Origin of the sequence: Streptomyces sp. GC420, assembly GCF_009916105.1 — a bacterium.
In the GTDB taxonomy this organism is placed as follows: Bacteria; Actinomycetota; Actinomycetes; order Streptomycetales; family Streptomycetaceae; genus Streptomyces.
This window is the reverse complement of the sequence record NZ_JAAAXQ010000054.1, coordinates 11,098-28,965: the sequence shown is the minus strand read 5'-3', so window position 1 is coordinate 28,965 and position 17,868 is coordinate 11,098. Positions and strand designations below refer to the sequence as shown.

At 70.5% G+C, this 17,868-nt stretch carries 15 protein-coding genes; 8 read left to right on the top strand and 7 right to left on the bottom strand.

The genetic code is table 11. From position 1 onward, the window contains the following. Positions 1–576: 576 nt before the first annotated feature. The 4 genes from GUY61_RS09835 to GUY61_RS09820 all read left to right on the top strand — a co-directional run bounded on the left by GUY61_RS09835 (position 577) and on the right by GUY61_RS09820 (position 5,620). Positions 577–1,791, top strand: coding sequence for a pentapeptide repeat-containing protein (locus GUY61_RS09835; RefSeq protein WP_166629695.1), 1,215 nt, complete (start codon positions 577–579; stop codon positions 1,789–1,791). Between the two features lie 500 nt (positions 1,792–2,291). Next, positions 2,292–3,062 (top strand): SDR family oxidoreductase, encoded by a 771-nt coding sequence (locus GUY61_RS09830; protein ID WP_166629694.1) that lies wholly within the window; start codon positions 2,292–2,294, stop codon positions 3,060–3,062. A gap of 100 nt (positions 3,063–3,162) precedes the next feature. Then, a complete protein-coding gene (locus GUY61_RS09825) occupies positions 3,163–4,959 on the top strand; it encodes an acyl-CoA dehydrogenase (protein ID WP_166629693.1) in 1,797 nt (598 codons plus the stop codon). A 343-nt stretch (positions 4,960–5,302) separates the two neighbouring features. Next, entirely contained in the window at positions 5,303–5,620 is a 318-nt protein-coding gene (locus GUY61_RS09820; protein ID WP_166629692.1) for an STAS domain-containing protein, read from the top strand. A 274-nt stretch (positions 5,621–5,894) separates the two neighbouring features. Here the strand turns inward: GUY61_RS09820 and GUY61_RS09815 are convergent, their stop codons facing one another. Then, a complete protein-coding gene (locus GUY61_RS09815; protein ID WP_166629691.1) occupies positions 5,895–6,632 on the bottom strand; it encodes an SDR family oxidoreductase in 738 nt (245 codons plus the stop codon). 257 nt (positions 6,633–6,889) lie between these two features. Between GUY61_RS09815 and GUY61_RS09810 the strand changes: the two genes are divergently transcribed. From GUY61_RS09810 to GUY61_RS09795, 4 genes are all read left to right on the top strand, one after another. After that, positions 6,890–7,381 (top strand): nuclear transport factor 2 family protein, encoded by a 492-nt coding sequence (locus tag GUY61_RS09810; protein WP_166629690.1) that lies wholly within the window; start codon positions 6,890–6,892, stop codon positions 7,379–7,381. A gap of 236 nt (positions 7,382–7,617) precedes the next feature. After that, entirely contained in the window at positions 7,618–8,445 is an 828-nt protein-coding gene (locus GUY61_RS09805) for a helix-turn-helix transcriptional regulator (RefSeq protein ID WP_166629689.1), read from the top strand. Between the two features lie 169 nt (positions 8,446–8,614). Beyond that, complete coding sequence (locus GUY61_RS09800) at positions 8,615–8,917, top strand: hypothetical protein (protein ID WP_166629688.1); 303 nt, start codon at positions 8,615–8,617, stop codon at positions 8,915–8,917. 30 nt (positions 8,918–8,947) lie between these two features. Next, positions 8,948–10,051 carry a DNA alkylation repair protein gene (locus GUY61_RS09795; protein WP_166629687.1) on the top strand — a complete coding sequence of 368 codons (1,104 nt, stop codon included), beginning with the start codon at positions 8,948–8,950 and terminating at the stop codon, positions 10,049–10,051. A gap of 98 nt (positions 10,052–10,149) precedes the next feature. On the opposite strand, the gene GUY61_RS09790 is transcribed toward GUY61_RS09795, so the two are convergent. The 6 genes from GUY61_RS09790 to GUY61_RS09765 form a co-directional block, all read right to left on the bottom strand. Next, positions 10,150–11,391: an ABC transporter substrate-binding protein gene (locus GUY61_RS09790; RefSeq protein ID WP_166629686.1), complete on the bottom strand. Its 1,242-nt coding sequence runs from the start codon at positions 11,389–11,391 to the stop codon at positions 10,150–10,152. A 69-nt stretch (positions 11,392–11,460) separates the two neighbouring features. Beyond that, positions 11,461–12,606 (bottom strand): branched-chain amino acid ABC transporter permease, encoded by a 1,146-nt coding sequence (locus tag GUY61_RS09785; RefSeq protein ID WP_166629685.1) that lies wholly within the window; start codon positions 12,604–12,606, stop codon positions 11,461–11,463. After that, on the bottom strand, positions 12,599–13,486 hold the full coding sequence (locus GUY61_RS09780; protein ID WP_166629700.1) for a branched-chain amino acid ABC transporter permease: 888 nt from the start codon (positions 13,484–13,486) through the stop codon (positions 12,599–12,601). The genes GUY61_RS09785 and GUY61_RS09780 overlap by 8 nt, the downstream gene beginning before the upstream one ends. Continuing rightward, the gene (locus GUY61_RS09775; protein WP_166629684.1) at positions 13,480–14,289 is read right to left on the bottom strand and encodes an ABC transporter ATP-binding protein; all 810 of its coding nucleotides are present in this window, start codon (positions 14,287–14,289) and stop codon (positions 13,480–13,482) included. Before GUY61_RS09775 ends, GUY61_RS09780 begins: the two co-directional genes overlap by 7 nt. Further along, positions 14,286–15,065 (bottom strand): ABC transporter ATP-binding protein, encoded by a 780-nt coding sequence (locus GUY61_RS09770; RefSeq protein ID WP_166629683.1) that lies wholly within the window; start codon positions 15,063–15,065, stop codon positions 14,286–14,288. The genes GUY61_RS09775 and GUY61_RS09770 overlap by 4 nt, the downstream gene beginning before the upstream one ends. Positions 15,066–15,438: 373 nt before the next feature. Continuing rightward, complete coding sequence (locus GUY61_RS09765; RefSeq protein WP_166629682.1) at positions 15,439–17,610, bottom strand: TerD family protein; 2,172 nt, start codon at positions 17,608–17,610, stop codon at positions 15,439–15,441. Positions 17,611–17,868: the final 258 nt, after the last annotated feature.

The window sequence follows — 17,868 nt, the reverse complement described above, 5'->3', positions numbered from 1 at the left end:
GGCGGGTACTGCGACCGAGGTCTCGGTGCGAGCCCGGGGCATTGCCACGGCACTCGTCACGCCTGGCGGCAGCACAAGCGCCGCAGCCAGGCAGGACGCACCGACTGTGCGGAAGATGGTTCGCCGGGCGATTGTGAGCATGGGGGTTCCAGATGGGCTTTGCACGGTGCTGGTCGGTCCGTGGCGGACTCGGCCCTTGACGGCGGCAAGGGTCCGGCACCGGAGAGTCTGAGCTCAACCGACGTACGGGCGATCTACGGCCAACTTTTCACCCGCTCGGCGCATTCCGCAACGCGAGCGCGATGCCGCGGCCGGCCGAGCCCTCGCGTCGCCGATGGTCTCAGGCCGGTCAGTCAGCCTTTGAGCCCTCGGCGTGCGAAATCCTGATTCCTGGAGTGCGATGGAAGAGTGAGGGGCAGGCGGCCTCGGCCGAGGCACTCGATCGCGCGGCGCCGCACGGCCCCGCGGCGGCGGATCCGCAACGCCCGCCGCCGCGGGGGGAGTGGGCAGGGTGGAACGACGCCATGGCTGACGCTGGCGGCGACACTGCCTGGCCTGGCGGCGCTGATCGCCCTGTTGTTCAATTGGGTCTCGGTGGGCCAGACGCGGACAGAACTGCAGATAGCCGAGCAGGCGCAGGTCACCACCCGGTTCAACGTGGCGGTTACACACTTGGGTTCGTCGTCGGCCGATGTGCGGTTCGGGGGCATCTACGCCCTGGAGCGCATCATGCAGGATTCACCGCGCGACCAGCCGAGGGTCATTGCGGTGCTCTCCGCGTACGTGCGTACCCATGCGCCCGCCCCCGCCGGCGGCTTCCCGAGGCTAAAGGTCGGCGAGGTTCCTCCGCCGGGCCGCCCTGACGTGACGGCGGTGACGGAGGTATTGGCTGAGCGCCCGCCAGGCCAGGACGGTCAGGAAAAGATCAATTGGAGGAACTCGGATCTGCGCGGTCTGGAACTGTCGACGCAACGTCATGGAAAGGAACGCGGCGGCGATCCTTCGGCCGCTCGTCACCTTCCCTTTGCTGACGCCGACCTCAGTGGCGCCGATTTGCAGAGGGCCACCCTCACCGGCGTGAACCTGCATGGCGCGTTGTGTTCGGGGACGATCCTGGCCCTCGCCTCCTTCCTGGACGTCGATCTGAGGGAGGCGCGCCTGTACGGCGCGGATCTGACCAGGGCGTTCCTGCAGGACGTGCGCCTGGGGAGTGCCGACTTGTCCGACGCGAGCCTGGTCGACGCCAGCCTGTCGGGCACGGACTTCACCGAGGTGCTGCTCGTCCGGGCAGACCTGACCGGAGCCCGCCTCAACGTAGATCAACTCAATACTCCTACGAGCCTGACCCGGGCCGATCTGACGGGAGCGAATCTCACCCGTGCGAGCCTGGCGGGAGCGAACTTGACCGGTGCGAACCTGGGACCGAACGAGAAGTGGGGCACGCCCGCCGCGAATCTGACCCGGGCCGATCTGACGGGTGCGAACCTGACCCGTGCGAGCCTGGCGGGAGCGAACTTGACCGGTGCGAACCTGGGACCGAATCAGAAGTGGGGCACGCCCGCCGCGAATCTGGCCGGGGCCGATCTGACGGGTGCGAATCTGGCCGGGGCCGATCTGACGGGTGCGAATCTGGCCGGGGCCGATCTGACGGGTGCGGACCTGACCGGGGCCGATCTGACGGGTGCGGACCTGACCGGGGCCGATCTCACCGGCGCGAACCTGCGAGGGGTCCACCTGAAAGGGGCGAGGACCGACGAAGCTGTCGGGCTTCCATCGGCAACCGGACAGTAGATCGCTCTGCTGCGCGTTCTCGGCGGGGCTCCGCAGGTCCAACCTCAGGGCTGCCCGCATTACGTGGGCAGCAGGCCGAGCCAGCAGGCTTCGCGAGGGTGCGCTGGTGCGGGAGGCCGGTGATGTGGGACGCGGTGACTTCGGCTTGCGCTTGATGGTCGGTGATGGCGCAGTCCGCCCACCGCTCCGCAGGGAGGCCGTGCGAGCCGCATGCCCCATGAAGGCCGGCCTCCGGGCCGAGGAAGTGGCGAACGTCGGCGACGAGCGCGGACATCTGTTCTTCGGCCTCCAGTCAGGTGGTGACGGAGGCCCGCGGTGCGCACCGGCCCGGCCGACGCCGTCGTGGTCGTCGATCGGTTCTCCCGGGACGGCCGGGCAAGCCGGCGCGGACGGGGTTGCGAGAGCGTGGACCTTGGACAACTACCTAAGCGACTGCTTAGTATCTGCCTCGTCGGTGGGAACCGCCTGCCCGTGCCCGTCTCTCCCCTCAGGAGTCCGCTGTGACCTCACTGTTCTCCCTCGCCGGCAAGACCGCCCTCGTGACCGGCGGCTCCCGCGGTATCGGCCTGATGATCGCCCGGGGCCTGGTCGAAGCGGGTGCCAAGGTCTATGTCAGCTCCCGCAAGGCGGAGGCCTGCGACGAGGCCGTGCGCGAGCTCTCCGCCCTCGGCGAGGCGGTCGCACTGCCCGCCGACCTGTCGCGCGAGGAGGAGTGCCACCGGCTCGCCACGGAGATCGGCGACCGGGAGGAGCGGCTGCACATCCTGGTGAACAACGCCGGCGCAACCTGGGGCGCGCCCCTGGACGAGTTCCCGGTCAGCGGCTGGGACAAGGTCATGGACCTCAACCTTCGCAGCCCCTTCCTGCTCACCCAGGCACTGCTGCCGAAGCTGCGCGCCGGCGGGTCGATGGAAGACCCGGCGCGCATCATCAACGTGGGATCCATCGACGGCCTGCATGTCAGCCCGGTCTCGGCCTACTCGTACGCGGCCAGCAAGGCAGGGCTGCACCACCTGACCCGCGTGCTGGCCAAGGAACTCGGGCCGCAGGGCATCACGGTGAACGCCATCGCGCCCGGGCCCTTCGAGTCCAAGATGATGGCCGCGACCCTGGACGCCCTCGGTGACGCGATCGCGGATGCGGCCCCGCTTCGCCGGATCGGACGGCCGGACGACATGGCGGGCGTCGCCGTATACCTGGCCAGCCGGGCCGGATCGTACGTCACCGGCGCAGTCATTCCCGTCGACGGCGGCCTCGGTACCACGGTCTGACCCCGCCCGTACGGCTCCGCGCCCTCCGCTCCGCCCGTACGGCTCCGCGCCCTCCGCTCCGCCCGGAGACCCCGAACCCGAACCCGAGAAGAAGAGGATCATGGTCTCTCTCCTGCTCTCCCGCCGAGACCTCGACTTCCTGCTGTACGAGTGGCTCGACGTCGAGTCCCTGACCGCGCGCACCCGCTTCGCCGACCACTCGCGCGAGACCTTCGACGCGGCCCTGGACCTCAGCGAGACGATCGCCACCCGGCACTTCGCCCCGCACAACAAGAAGAACGACGCCCAGGAGCCGCGCTTCGACGGCGAGCGGGTGCACATCATCCCCGAGGTCGCCGAGGCGCTGCGGGTCTTCACCGACGCCGGGCTCATCGGCGGGAGCATGGACGCCGAGGTGGGTGGCATGCAACTGCCCGGCGTGGTGGCCAACGCCTGTTTCGCCTGGTTCCAGGCGGCCAACGTGGGAACCGCCTCCTACCCCTTCCTCACCATCGGCAACGCCAACCTGCTGCTGGCCCACGGCAGCCAGGACCAGATCGACACGTACGTCCGCCCGATGGTCGAGGGACGCTTCTTCGGGACCATGTGCCTGTCGGAACCACAGGCGGGCTCGTCGCTGGCCGACGTGCGCACCCGCGCGGAGCCGGCCGAGGACGGCCGCTACCGCCTGTTCGGCAGCAAGATGTGGATCTCGGGCGGGGACCACGAACTGTCGGAGAACATCGTCCACCTGGTCCTGGCCAGGATCCCCGGTGGCCCGCCCGGGGTGAAGGGACTCTCGCTCTTCATCGTCCCGAAGGTCCTGGTGGAGCCGGACGGAACGCTCGGCGAACGCAACGACGTGGCCCTGGCCGGCCTCAATCACAAGATGGGGTACCGAGGGACGACGAACACGCTGCTCAACTTCGGCGAGGGTGCCCACCGCCCGGGCGGCGCCCCGGGTGCCGTCGGCCTGCTGGTCGGGGAGCCCCACCGAGGGCTGTCCTACATGTTCCACATGATGAACGAGGCCCGCATCGGCGTCGGACTCGGCGCCACGGCGCTCGGTTACACCGGCTACCTGCACGCCCTGGACTACGCGCGCACCCGGCCCCAGGGGCGCCCGCTGACGGCCAAGGACGCCACCAGCCCCCAGATCCCGATCATCGGGCACCCCGACGTCCGCCGGATGCTCCTGGCCCAGAAGTCGTACGTCGAAGGCGCGCTGGCTCTGATCCTGTACTGCGGGCGGATGCTGGACGACGAGCGCACCGCCCCGACGGCCGAGGAGCGGGCCAGGGCCCGACTGCTGCTGGACGTGCTCACGCCGATCGCCAAGAGCTGGCCCTCCCAGTGGTGCCTGGAGGCCAACAGCCTTGCCATCCAGGTCCACGGCGGCTACGGCTACACCCGCGAGTACAACGTCGAGCAGTTCTACCGGGACAACCGACTCAACCCCATCCACGAGGGGACGCACGGAGTCCACGGCCTCGACCTGCTGGGCCGCAAGGTCGTCATGGACGGCGGCGCCGGGCTCCGCGTGCTCGTGGAGACCGTCTCCGCGACGACCGCCCGCGCGGCGGCCGCGGGTGGGGAACTTGCCGGGTTCGGGCGGCAGCTTGACGACTCCCTCGCCCGCGTCGCCGCCGTGACGCGGCACCTGTGGGCGGCCGGGGACACCGAGACCGCCCTCGCCAACGCCTCGATCTACCTGGAGGCCGTGGGGCACGTCGTAATGGCCTGGATGTGGCTGGAGCAGATGCTGGCCGCCGCCGGGCGCGGCGGCGCCTTCTACGAGGGCAAGCGCCGGGCGGGGCAGTACTTCTTCCGGTACGAACTGCCCCGGACAAAGGCCCAGTTCGCGCTGCTGGAAAGCCTCGACCGCACGACCCTCGACATGCCCGCCGACTGCTTCTGACGCCCGGTCCGCCCGCACCGGCGGGATCTCCGTCCGGTCTCCCGGCCGGGATCGGGCGGGCGGTCCGGGAGAGGCGGAGTTCGCCGAGCGGGCTCCGGCCTCGGCCGGCCCCGCAACCACGTCGCAGACAGCCGACCCATCCGGGCGCGGGCAGGCCTGTCGACGGCCTTCGCCGGGATCGCGGCCCAGGTCGGCCAGGGGCCGCAGAGATACCTGACCCTTTCAATGGAATATCCCTAGTTTGGTGCATTTTTGCTGTTTTACATAATTGAAACAGGAAGTATCGGTTGTCGTCACCGATGAAGGGGTCTCCTGGTGTGAGACGCCTTCGAAGGGGGCAGCGATGCACAACGCGCTACACGCGGACTTGGAGTCCATCAGCCCCGAGAGCTGCCGGGTCAGAGTGTCAGGGGAACTCGACGTGGCCACCACTGGCGAGGTCCGTTCCATCCTGCGCACCGCCCTGCGCAGCTACCGGCACATCGTGATCGACCTCGGGCGCCTGGAGTTCTGCGATTGCAGCGGGCTCAGTGCGCTCCTCGCCGCCGACCGCGCCGCCCGCGCATGTGGCGCAGAGCTGAGGCTGCGGGCCGTTCCGCACTCCCTCGCCAGGATCCTGCGACTGACCGGCGTCCAAGGGGCCTTCACCGTCGAACCATGATGGACCGGACCGGGCCGACGGGCCCACCGGACGGCTCGAACCGCACCGGACCGCACCGCCCCGCTGTCGTGCCGGGGCCGAGAGCGCTGGACCGGACTGACCCGGGCGCGGTGGCCCGAGGATGGCCCCGGCCGTCGGGACGGGACCCCTTTCCGGGTCTCCCACCGTCCAGCGAAAGACTTCCGGGCGGGAGCGCGGGTGTCGGCGCAGCGGTGCGTGAGGCGGTCGGCGCGCGGGGCCGGGCGCGATCGGCGCGGGAGCCCGGCACCGGTCGTCAGCCCTGCGCGGTGGGGCGCACGATCAGCTCGTTGACATCGACGTTCGCCGGCCGGTCGATGGCGAAGGCGATGGCGTCCGCGATGGCCGAGGCCGGGATCGCCAGTTGCTCGGCCGCCGCACGTGCGGCGGCCTGGGCCTGCTCCGAGCCACCTCGGTCGGTCAGCTCGCTGCGCGTGAAGCCGGGGCTGACGACGGTGACGCGGATGTCCCGGCTCTCCTGGCGCAGCCCTTCGGACAGCGCCGCCACGGCGAACTTGGTGGCGCTGTAGACGGCGGCGGTGGGGTCCACCCGGTGCCCGGACACCGAGGACACGTTGACGATGTGCCCGCCGCCCTGCCGCTGCATCCGGGGCAGCACCGCGGCGATGCCGTAGAGCACGCCGCGCAGATTGACGTCGATCATCTGCTCCCAGTCGGCGATCCGCAGGTCGCCGATCGGTGACAGCGGCATCACTCCGGCGTTGTTGATCAGCACGTCGATGCGGCCGTACTCCTCCGCGCCGGCGGCGGCGAAGGCGTGCACCGAGTCGAGGCTGGTCACGTCCAGCTCGCGGTGGGCGACCGACGCCCCGCCCGCGCGCAGCTCCGCGGCGAGCGCCGCCAGGCGCCCGGTACGGCGGGCGCCGAGGAATACACGGTGGCCGAGCCCGGCCAGCCGGCGGGCGGTGGCCTCGCCGATGCCGCTGCTGGCGCCCGTGACGAGGACGGACTTCGAATCCGCTGACGTGGTCATGCGTGCTCCTTCGGGTGTTCCGGCGGCGGCTGCCGCCCCCGCAACTCCAGCTCGCGGTGCCCGATGGGGGAAGGGAGCGTGAGCCTGGGTGTGGCACACCTGGGGTGACACTCCGTTCCTTGTCGCCGGGTGGAGGCGGATGCTGGTGGTGCCGGCGGGCGGCGCCGGCCGGAGCCCGAACAGGGCCAATGAGAGAAGGCCGCTCGCGGGGAACCGGGACCGGAAATACGCCGTACGCGGCAGGAGAAGGAGTCGCCATGAGCAGTGACGAGCGCATGATCCAGCAGGTCCTGGCGCGCTACGTGCGGGCCACGGACCGGCGTGACGGCAAGGCACAGGGTGCCTTGTTCACCGACGACGCGGTTGTGCGGAGCTTCTCCAGGACCGGCCCCGACAGCTACGAGCCGGTCGCGCCACCACTGATCGGCGGGGCAGCCGTGGGATACGCGGTCGACAACTACATGGCCCCGCACCCGGTGGGCGGTTCCAGCCACCACGTGACCGCCGACCACATCATCGAGGTCGACGGTGATCGCGCCCATGTGAACGCCCAGTTCATCGTCTTCCGCGTCCAGGCCGAGGAGCGGCCGGACAGCGGCTGGGCGGCCGGTGCCTTCGGCGCCCGGGGCACCGTGCAGCCGATCGAGTCCGGGTACTACGACACCGACCTGCTTCGGATCGACGGCGAGTGGAAGATCACGGGGCACCGGATCCTGCTGGACATGCCGTACGTCATACCGGGGGTCTGAGGCGGCCGAGGCTGCTGCGAACCGGCGCGAATGCCTTGATCAGCGGCACGTCGCGGCGGGGTGCGGAAAGCCGGGGCACACCGGTCGTCCTCTTGTGATCCCGGCTGTGCGGGTGGCGACGCCCGCGAGACCCGCCTCCCGCCGCGACGACCAGGACAGGAGAGTGCGTGATCACACGCTTGACCGTCCCGAATCACCGAATCGCGCGACCGGCGAGCGCGGCTAGCATCGGTGTCATGACGGCACGAGACAACGAACTGGGCGGGTTTCTCCGCGCAAGCCGGGCGCGTGTGGAGCCGGCCGACGCCGGATTCGCCGGCGGGGTCTCGGGGCGACGCGTCCGTGGCCTGCGACGCGAAGAGGTCGCCGTGCTCGCCGGGGTCAGCGCGGACTACTATGCCCGCCTCGAACAGGGGCGCGAGCGCAACCCCTCCGCCCAGGTGATCGGGGCCATCGGGCGCGCCCTTCGCCTTGCCCCCGATGCGCGCGAGCACCTGTACCGGTTGGCGGGGCTGCACCCCCGGCTCGGCCCGGACAGCCCGAGTGACCTTGTGCACCCGTCGCTCCTGAACCTGCTGGAAGCCTTCCCGAGGTCAGCGGCCTACGTGCTCGGCCCGGCTTTCGACGTGCTCGCGGCCAATCCCGTCGCCGACGCACTGCTGTCGCCGTTCGGGAACGAGCGCAACATGCCGCGCATCCTGTTCACCCACCCTCGGGCGAGGACGGTGTTCACGGACTGGGAGCTGCTGCGGCGCAGCACCGTCCACGCACTGAGGCTGAACGCGGGACGGTTCCCCGACGACACGGACATCACCGGTCTCGTAGCCGAACTCAGCGAGGTCTCGGGGGAGTTCCGCACGCTGTGGGCCGACCACGGCGTCGGAAGCCTCACCCGGGCCTTCAAGGTGTTCGTGCACCCCGAAGCGGGGCGCATCGAGCTGACCTACCAGACATTCGACGTGGTCGACGCTCCCGGACAACTGCTGCTCGTCGGCAGCCCCGAGGCCGGCAGCCGCAGTGAGGAGGCCATCACCTACCTGGCCTCCATGGCGAAACCGGCCTGACCTGCCACCGAGCTGCCGCTGCCCTGCCGGGACCACCGCCGCTTCCTGGGTGCCGTACACCCAGTAAGACACTGCCTTCTCGCCCGCTGACCGGAGCCGCACTCTGGAGGTGCCGCCCTGCACGACAGTCGGCGAGCACATCACCCACCCTCGGAAGGTGAACCCCGTCATGGCCGAGATCCTGGAAGTGACCAGCCGCCGACCCGCGCCCGGCCTCACACCGGAGGACTTCGTCGCGGCGAACACGGACATCAACGAGTATCCGAGGCGCCGGCCCGGCTTCCGGTGGCGCCGCATCGCCGTGCGCGACGACGGTACGATCCTCGACATCGTCGCCTACGACAGCCTGGAGCACGCCCGCGCCGGAGCCGCCGGGATCACCGGCGAGATGGGCGACTCGCCGGTTCACGGCGCGATCGACCACAGCACCGTCGACTGGCAGTTCACGACCGTGCTCCAGCGCGTCGGGTGACAGGCACTGGACCACTGGGGAGAGACGGCCATGCCCTTCGCCGACGAACTCGTCAACGACCACACCGCACGGTCCCTGACCCGGGCCGTCCACACCGCGATGCCCGGTGCCGAACTCGCCTCGCTGCGGGCGGCCGGGCAGCGGCTCGGCCCCCTCGCGTTGCGCGAACGCGCCGACCTGCTGAGGGACGCCCTGCTCGCCGACGTACCGGGGGACTATGCCGAGCTGGCGCGCGTCGTCCGGGCCGCCCGGGACGGCGCGCCGGCGTTCGGCGGATGGCTCATCTGGCCGGTCACGAGTGCCATCGCCACGAAGGCCGTCACCGAAGACACCGAGGACGCCTTCGACGACGCGATGGCACTCCTGGCCGACCTCACCGGACGGCTGACCTCCGAATTCGCCCTCCGCGTCCTGCTGCGGCACGACGTGGACCGGGGGCTCGGGATCATCGCCGGATGGACGGTGTCCCCCGACGCCGACGTGCGCCGCCTCGCATCGGAGGGCACCCGGCCCTACCTTCCCTGGTCGCTGCGGGTGCCGGCGCTCATCGCCCGTCCCGGCGCGACCGTGCCCGTACTCGACGCCCTCTACGCCGACGCGAGCGAGTACGTCAGGCGATCGGTCGCCAACCACCTCAACGACCTCAGCCGTGACCACGCCGACCTCGTTGTGGCGACCGCGCGGCGCTGGCTGGACGACCCGGCGCCGACGACCGGACGGCTCGTGCGCCACGGCCTGCGTACGCTCGTCAAACGCGGCCACGCGGATGCCCTCGAACTGCTCGGATTCGCTCCGGCGACGCTCGAGGTGGACGGACCGGTGCTGGACCACGCACGGGTGGCCTTCGGCGGGAACATCCGGTTCACCGCGACCATCCGCAACGCCGGCACGGAGGAGGCCCGGCTGGCGATCGACTACGTGATCCACCACAACAGGGCCAACGGCTCGCAGAGCGCCAGGACGTTCAAGCTCACCACCCGCACCCTCGCCCCGGGCGAGACGATGCGGGTGAGCCGTGAACACTCCTTCCGGCCGATCACCACCCGCCGCTACCACCCCGGACCGCACGCCGTCGCGCTGCAGATCAACGGCGTGGCGTCCGCCCGCGCGGGGTTCGAACTCCAGGCACCGTAGACCGCGCCGGGGAACCCCGCCCGGCAGGGGTGAGGCCGGTACACCCAATGCCCAGGGCCGGCCCACGCCGTGGGACCGGCCCGGGGACTCGGAGAACCTCAGCCCTTGAAGGACTTGGCGAGGGCCGCGGTGAACGGGTCCTTCACCACGACGAGGCCGCCGTCGGACTTGGCGTCGACACGGCTGATGTACGAGCTGGCGGAGGGGAACTCCGTCGTGCGGCTCAGGTTCATGGCCGGCATGACGCCCGTCTTGACCGAGGTGAGGGACCGCATGGCGGAGGCCACACCCTCCCGGGTCAGGTCACCCTTCTCGCACGCGGCGTCCAGGGCCTGGCCCATGACGCTGGCGGTGGCGTAGCCGTAGTTGACGAAGATGGTCGGCTTGCCTTCGGGGTAGGCCTTGCCGTAGTCCTTCGCGATGGTCCGAGCGGTTTCGCTCTTCCCGGCGAACGGCTCGTACGAGGTCGTCACATACAGGTTCTTGGCCAGCGCCTTGCCCACCGGAGTGCTGAGCAGCGCCGGGTCGAAGGCGGGCCCGTTGGCCAGCAGGGGAATGTCCATGCCCGAGCCGCCGGCCAGGCCGGCGATGGAGGCGGTCTGCCGGGGGCCGGTGCTGAGCAGGACGGCCTTCGGGTCGTCGCCCGAGCGCAGCTCGTTGAACTGCGCGGTCAGGTCGGTGGCGGTCGGCGGCGCCGGGACGGGCTTGACGGTGAGACCGAGCTGTTCGGCGGCGTACTTGGATCCGCTCAGGGCGTTGGCGCCGTAGTCGCCCTCGAAGTAGACGTGACCGATGGTGTCACCCTTCTTGATCAGCCCCTCGTCGAGGAGGTACTGCATCCCGTTGATCATGTCGACGGGGTAGGAGCTGCCGGTGACCACCAGGCCGTCCTTCTTCAGCCAGTCGGTGGACCAGGTCGCGGGGAGGGTGGTCGCGCCGGTGACGGCGATCTTCGGGGCCAGCGCCGAGACGATCGGCGAGCCGAGCAGCTGGACGAACCCCAGGACCTCGGGCTCCAACTCGGAGAACTGGGAGACCGCCGTCTGGACGTTGTAGGCGTGGTCGCGGACCTCCAGCTTCACCTGGCGTCCGCAGATGCCGCCGTCGTCGTTGCGCTGCTTGAAGTACAGCTCGTTCCCCTGGACAAGGGTCTTGCCCAGCGGGCCGAACACGTTGGACAGGTCGCTGAGGGCGCCGAGTGTGATGGTGGAGTCGGTGACTCCCCGGCCGGTCTGGACACCGCCGGAGCCGGACTCGGGCGCACTGGTCGAGCAGGCGGTGGCAACCAGCGCGACGGCCGTGGCCGTGATCAGGGCGCGCGTGAGGGAAGAGCTGGCCATGGTTGACCTTTCGTAGGACGCCACCGGGGTGGCTGGGTGGTGGTGAGCGGTTCGGTCCCGGCGGGGACGTCAGCCGCGGGAGTGCCGGAGCCGTCGGCCGAACGCGGCGAGGCCGCCGGGCTCCCGGACGAGGATGAGGACCAGGAGCGCCCCGAAGACGAAGCGGGCGAGCATGGCGGCGTCGAGGCCGCCGGAACCCGGAGCGGCGAGGAAGCTCAGCGACCCGCTGAACCGGTCGAGCAGCAGCGGCAGCGCGGTGACGAAGAGACCTCCGGCGAGGGCGCCCGGCACGGACCCGAGCCCGCCGAGGACGGCCATCGTCAGATACAGGACGGAGAGCTGGAAGGTGAAGTACTGGGGAACGATGAAGTCGAACGCCAGAGCCGTCAGGACGCCGGCGGCTCCCGCGAAGACGGACGAGCAGGTGAACACCGCGGCCTTGTAGCGGTGGACCGGGATACCCATCGAACCGGCCGCCGCGGGGTTGTCGCGCATCAGCTGGAGCGCCCGGCCGGGCCTTCCGCGTACCAGCCTGCTCGCGGCGACCATGGCCGTCACCAGCATGGCCAGGGCCAGGTACCACAGGCGCTCGCGTCCGTCGAAGGGGGCGCCCAGAACCCACAGGCCGGGGGAGTCGCCGTTCAGCTCGAAACCGAACACCGACAGCGGGGCCACCTCCCGGCCGTTGTATCCGCCGGTGACGGGAGTCGCGTTCTTCAAGGCGTGTTCGCCGATGAAGACCAGCGCGAGCGAGGCAACGCCGAGATAGAGCCCCTTGACCCGGGCGGACACCGGGCTGAAGAGCAGCCCGGCCAGTGCGGCCGCGGCGACCGCGGCCACTGCGGCGACCATGCTGGGCAGTCCCAGTCCGCCGGTTTCCGCGGAGTTCGGATCACCCGCCAGGTAGGCATAGGTGTAGGCGCCGACCGCGACGAAGAAGGAGTGCGCCAGGGAGAGTTGGCCGGCGGTCCCCGCCAGGAGGGTCAGACCGACGGCACCGATCGCGGTGGCCATGCCGAGGATTCCGATGATGAGCCAGGAACCGTCCAGGAACAGCGGGACCGCTGACAGCGGCAGCAGCAGTGCCCAGGGGCGGAGGTACCGGAACAGGGCGGACTTCTTCCCTGCGGCGGGGTCCTTGCCCGCGGCGGAATCCTTGGTCACGGCGGGGTCCTTGGTCACGGCGGGGTCCTTGGCCACGGTGGTTTCAGACACGGTTCATCTCCTTGGAACCCAGCAGCCCCGAGGGGCGCCACAGCAGGACGAGGACCATGACCACGTACGGTGCGACGGTGCCGAAGCCCTCTCCGAGGAAGTGCAGGGAGGCCGAGTTGCCTTCGACGAGCGTCTGCGCCACGCCGACGACCAGGCCGCCGAGCACCGCGCCCTCGATGGAGTCCAGGCCGCCGATGATGATCGCCGGGATCGCGTTGAGCGCGATCAGACCGGAATGCGAGTCAAGGCCGGGATTGGGGTATCCCGCGAGGAAGACACCGGCGACGCATGCCAGCGCTCCGCCGATGGCCCATGAGGCGAGGGCGACCTTGCGCTGGTCGATGCCCATCAGCGCCGCGGTCCTCGGGTCGTCCGCCGAAGCCCGCATCCGCACGCCGAAGTCCGTCTTGCGGAACACCAGGAAGAAGACCGCGATGATGAGGACGCCGCAGACTGTGGCGGCGATCCGCGCCTGGGGCAGCACCGTTCCCAGGAACTCGACGCGCCGGTCGCCCCACGGGTCGCCCATCGTGAGCACCCGAGAGCCGATGCGCCGGGCGAGCTCGGTGGCCAGCAGCACGTCGACACCGAGGGTGAGGATCGTCAGCACCAGATGGTCGTGGGTCCGGGCCGCCGCCGCCAGCCGTTCGACCACGATCGCGGCGACGGCGGCCGCCACCACACCCAGCGCGAGGGCCGTCAGGAACCCGGTGCGGGGGGACAGCACGGCGACGGCGTAGACGCCGATCAGCAGGATCGACCCCTGGGCCAGGTTGATCACCTTGGTGCCCTTGTAGATGGCCACGAATCCCAGGGCGAGGAGGGCGTAGACGGCCCCGAGCGACACCCCCAGGAGCAGCAGCTGCAGGGCTTTCACGATGCTTCTCCTTGTACTTGTGGAACGTTGGCCCGCTCGCTGTGCGGTGTGGTGCCGAGGTAGGCGGCGATGACCTCGGGGGAGCGCTGCACTTCGGCCGGCGTGCCGTCGGCGATGCCGCGGCCGAAGTCGAGGACCGTGACCCGGTCGGCGATCGCCATCACCATCGGCATGTCGTGCTCGACGAGGAGAACCGAGATCCCCAGGGCGTCGCGCACGCTGACGATCAGATGGGCGATGTCCCACTTCTCGTGTGCGGGCATCCCGGCGGCGGGTTCGTCGAGCAGCAGGAGACGGGGTTCGCTGCACAGAGCGCGTGCCAGCTCGACCCGTTTGCGGTCGCCGTAGGCCAGCGCTCCCGCGGGGGCGTCCAGTTTGTCGCCCAGCCCCACGAACCGGGCGATCTCGGCGACGCGTTCACGGTGGGTCCTCTCCTCGCGCCGGACGCGTGGCAGTCCGAGCGACGTGGCGAGAAAACCCGACCGGGTCAGTCTGTGCCGGCCGACCATCAGGTTGTTCAGCACCGTCTCGTGGGCGGACAGTGCGATGTTCTGGAAGGCGCGGCCCACTCCGCGCCGGGCGATCTCGTGGGGTGCCAGACGGGTGAGGTCGTCGTCCCCGAAAGTGATCGTTCCCGCCGTCGGACGGTAGTGCCCGCTGATCAGGTTGAAGCACGAGGACTTGCCGGCTCCGTTGGGGCCGATGACGGCGTGGACCGTTGCGGGTTCCACGGTGAAGCCGAGCCCGTCCAGTGCCTTGACGCCACCGAAGCTCAGGGAGACGTCCCGCACGTGCAGCCTGCTCATGCCGCCCACCGCCCCAGGGGCGCCCGGTCGGTGAACCGCGCGAGCTCGTCGGCCGAACCGGAGCCGCCCAGGTAGAGCTGCTGCACCTCGTCGGTGGCCCGCAGCTCGGCCGCGGTGCCCGACAGCACGACCTGCCCCTGCGCCAGGACGTAACCGGTGTCGGCGACCGACAGAGCCATGGCCGCGTTCTGCTCGACGACCAGCACAGCGGTCCCGCGATCGCGGATCATCGAGATGACCTGCCCGATCTGCTCGACGACCTTGGGGGCGAGCCCCAGGGACGGCTCGTCCAGCAGGAGGAGCCTGGGCCCGCTCATCATGCCCCTGGCGATGGCGAGCATCTGCTGTTCGCCTCCGGACAGCAGGATCGCCCGCTGGCGACGGCGCCGGGCGAGAACGTCGAACATCTCGTACGCGTCGTCGAGGCGGCTCTGCAGGTGTCCCCTGGCGGTGGCCGCGCCCGCCCGCAGGTTCTCCTCCACGGTCAGATCGGCGAAGACCCGGCGTCCTTCGGGCACGAGGGCGATACCACGGCGCACCCGGGCGGCCGGGCTCAGCTGGTGGATCGGCCGGCCGTCGAACCGGATCTCGCCCTCCACCAGGCAACCGGAGTCGAAGGCCAGGATCCCGGCGACCGCCTTCATGAGGGTCGATTTGCCGGCGCCGTTCCCGCCGACGACGGCCGTCACCTCGCCCGGCCCGGCCCGCAGGTCGAGTGACCGCAGCGCGGGCGCACTCTGCCCGTAACGTACGACGGCAGCCTGCACATGCAGCATCGTTGCTGTTCTGCCTTCCTGGAGCAGTGGCTGGTTGCCCTGGAAGATAGGTGCCGTGGAACACGCGGTTGGCGGGTCGTGCCGTTCTACGGCACGCGAGTCCGCGCCCCGGCGGCGCGGGGCTGCCGAGGTGTCCGCACCCGGCGCCGTGTCCGCGGTCCTGGAGCGGCGGCGCCCCGGGGAGCCCTCAGCCCTCCGACCGGAGGATCCCCCGAGGTGGCCGGGTTCCGGGGGCAAAAAGAACTGGGAGGCACCCGTGCGGGCGCCTCCCAGAACGACGTCGAGGGCGAGGAGAGCGACGGAACTGGAGCTCAGATTTGCAGTCTGTAGAAGGAAGCCCCGTTCATGGCCTCGCCACGGCCAACCGTAGCAGTCAGTCCGGTACCAGGTCGCGCAGATTTTCAGGGGTGATGATCCGGGACTCCGGGTGCAGGCCGTCGGGGCGCTCCAGGCCGATGTAGGTGACGGGCTCGTCCGGGATCGTCCTGCCGTCCCACAGCGTCATGCCGGTGGCGCCGTCGGCCGTCAAGCCGGTGAGGTACCGCACCGTGAGCTGGTCGCGCTCGACGATGCCGCGCAGCAGCCGCGCGACCGACACCTGGTTTCCCTCGACGCGGTTGGCCGTCGGCATACCTTTGAGGTACAGGTGCAGCCACTTGGCGCGCCACCGGCCGTCGCTCCCGCGCAGGATCGCCAGCGGCAGCGCGACCTTGCCCGGACCGCGCAGCTCCGACTTCATGCGCACGGTACGCGGTTCGAACGGGCGGCCCTGCTGCTCGGCCTCGCGCAGCATGAACCCGAAGAACGACTCCGCGACCTCGTCGAATCCCTCCCCGGAGAAGATGTTGACCTGCGGCACGATGAACGTCCCGCGCACGGCGCCCAGGCGCAGGTTGATGAACTCGGAGGCGCCGTCGGGAGCGTCCGTGATGTCACCGGAGTGCTCGCCCTCGAGTTCGGTGAGCGAGGTGTACGATAGCCAGGAGACGGTCTTGTAGTCGGCGTCCAGCATCAGCGCCGACAGGTCGTAGTCGGTGCGGTGGCGCCTCTGCCTCCAGTACACGAAGAAGCGCAGCAGCTCGCCGCGGACCGGGGACACCGAGCCGCGCGGCAGTACACCCAGGCCGGACGAGGTCGCCTTGCCGCTGAGCGGGAGCGCGACGTCGAGGACGTCCGGATCGATCAGCAGGTGGCCCGGAGCGGGGAGACGGCGCCGTACCTCGGCCTCGAGCGCGGCGACGACTCGCTTGCGCTCGGCGGCCGGCACGCGCGGGCGGTCGTCGGACGCGATCCAGGCACGGCCGAGGCGGTTGACGAATACCCGGCGTTCACCGGTGTCCTCGGCCCGGTTGTGGAAGTGCTCCAGGACCGACAGCACGACCCGCCCGGAGACCTTGGGCGCGACCTCTTCGACGGCGCACACCACCGCCTCCCGCTCACCGTCGGCGGACGCCGTGCGCAGCAGGTGGTCCAGGGAGCGGAACAGCCTGCCGGGAGCGGACTTCAGCAGCTCCGCCGCGCCGATGACATCGTTCGTGCCGAGCAGTTCCTCGACCCGGCTGTCGAAGGACCGCACCGGCTTCTCGCCCCGTGCGACCGCGAACACGTCGGCGGCGTACGGCCATCGCGGGTACTCGTGCGGGTGGAGCCGCTCGCCGAGGCGCTTCCAGGCCTCGCGATGCGCGGGGACGTCGGCGAGCTTGGCCGGCGCCGCGGCGACGACGGTGTCGAGGCCCGCGAGCAGGGCGCGGCGCATCCGGCGGGACAGCGCCCGGAACCGCGTCGGCTCTTGGAGGGACACGTCACCGCCCGACAGCGCGCAGGCCAGGCGCAGCACATCGGTGACGGTGTCCAGCATCGGCTCCGTCCCGACGCTCACACGGGCCTGGTTGACGACGGCACGGTTCTCCCGGACAGGGATCGCCTCAGGCTGAGGACCGTGCACGCAGTGCCCGGCGAGGACCCGGAGGTCGCCGAGGCCGTCCTCGCTCAGAGGCGTGCTGCTGCCGGCCAGCGCGAGGTACAGCGCGGTGACCTCGGAGTCCGGGTCGTCGCCCAGGTGCAGCACCGTCATACGGTCGCCCGCCGCGGCGATCAGCTCGTCGTGGTGGGCGAGCATCTCGGCGTACGTGTGCCGGTAGTTGCCGTACGACGGCAAGGTCAGCAGGTCCAGCACACCGGTGCGCAGCCGGTCGAGCGTGCCGGCGCGGGACCCGTCGTCGGCGAGGGCCTCGGCGATGCACCGCATCCAGAAGTCGAACGTGTCGGGCACGTTCGCCGGGAAGTCGACGAAGTAGACGTTGTGCCGGACATGGTCGCCGACCATCTCGCGGACCGTGGCCAACGTGCGTACCGCGGTGTCGACGACCGTGCCCTCGGACAGCCCCGACAGGTGCTTCAGCAGGTCCGCCGAGAGCTTGAAGCCCACGGACATCAGCACGGCGTCGAACTGCCGCGCCGCGGCGTCACCCTCCCCGGCGGGGCCCGCGGGGGCGGGGAGACGGTGGGCGTGCCGGACGACCAGCGATTCGAGAGTCTGACCCATGCCGGGATGCTCCCAGAGGCTTGCGCAGCGGTGCATTCGAGTTTCGAGTGGTGACGCCGCGGCACGGACGTCGTACCAGCGGCCGCCGAGTCGTTCGCGGGACCCGATCCCTGCGGGCGGTGCGACGCGCTGAGGGGGCCTCTGCCCGCCCGAGTTCGAGCACTTGGGCTGGGCCGGCGGGAGCACTCTGTCCGACAACCCGACCTCCCGGACGCGGCCCCGGGGTCATCGAACCCGGTACGGATCTTCCGTTCAGCA

What these genes read in the sequence shown, in the direction of transcription:
- GUY61_RS09825 (WP_166629693.1), top strand. Translation starts at nt 3,163, where the DNA reads ATGGTCTCTCTCCTGCTCTCCCGCCGAGACCTCGACTTCCTGCTGTAC.
- GUY61_RS09820 (WP_166629692.1), top strand. Translation starts at nt 5,303, where the DNA reads ATGCACAACGCGCTACACGCGGACTTGGAGTCCATCAGCCCCGAGAGC.
- GUY61_RS09815 (WP_166629691.1), bottom strand. Translation starts at nt 6,632, where the DNA reads ATGACCACGTCAGCGGATTCGAAGTCCGTCCTCGTCACGGGCGCCAGC.
- GUY61_RS09810 (WP_166629690.1), top strand. Translation starts at nt 6,890, where the DNA reads ATGAGCAGTGACGAGCGCATGATCCAGCAGGTCCTGGCGCGCTACGTG.
- GUY61_RS09805 (WP_166629689.1), top strand. Translation starts at nt 7,618, where the DNA reads ATGACGGCACGAGACAACGAACTGGGCGGGTTTCTCCGCGCAAGCCGG.
- GUY61_RS09800 (WP_166629688.1), top strand. Translation starts at nt 8,615, where the DNA reads ATGGCCGAGATCCTGGAAGTGACCAGCCGCCGACCCGCGCCCGGCCTC.
- GUY61_RS09795 (WP_166629687.1), top strand. Translation starts at nt 8,948, where the DNA reads ATGCCCTTCGCCGACGAACTCGTCAACGACCACACCGCACGGTCCCTG.
- GUY61_RS09790 (WP_166629686.1), bottom strand. Translation starts at nt 11,391, where the DNA reads ATGGCCAGCTCTTCCCTCACGCGCGCCCTGATCACGGCCACGGCCGTC.
- GUY61_RS09775 (WP_166629684.1), bottom strand. Translation starts at nt 14,289, where the DNA reads ATGAGCAGGCTGCACGTGCGGGACGTCTCCCTGAGCTTCGGTGGCGTC.
- GUY61_RS09770 (WP_166629683.1), bottom strand. Translation starts at nt 15,065, where the DNA reads ATGCTGCATGTGCAGGCTGCCGTCGTACGTTACGGGCAGAGTGCGCCC.
- GUY61_RS09765 (WP_166629682.1), bottom strand. Translation starts at nt 17,610, where the DNA reads ATGGGTCAGACTCTCGAATCGCTGGTCGTCCGGCACGCCCACCGTCTC.